General features: G+C 61.1%; 1 pseudogene. It reads left to right on the plus strand.

Going from position 1 to position 229, the window contains the following annotated elements:
- Window positions 1–229: pseudogene (locus HEN33_RS26040) on the plus strand (host specificity protein); the annotation flags it as partial.

The following is a 229-nucleotide window of genomic DNA, read 5'->3' on the forward strand; positions in this document are numbered from 1 at the left end:
ACCGTGAAATCACGCTGCCATCCTCCGGTACCACGCTGATAAGCCTGGTTGACGGAAGTGGCAATCCGGTCAGCGTGGAGGTTCAGTCCGTCACCGACGGCGTGAAGGTGAAAGTGAGCCGTGTTCCTGACGGCGTTGCTGAATACAGCGTGTGGGGGCTGAAGCTGCCGACGCTGCGCCAGCGCCTGTTCCGCTGCGTGAGTATCCGTGAGAACGACGACGGCACGTA

It is taken from the genome of Escherichia sp. 94.0001, assembly GCF_013369155.2.
Classification (GTDB): domain Bacteria; phylum Pseudomonadota; class Gammaproteobacteria; order Enterobacterales; family Enterobacteriaceae; genus Escherichia; species Escherichia coli_F.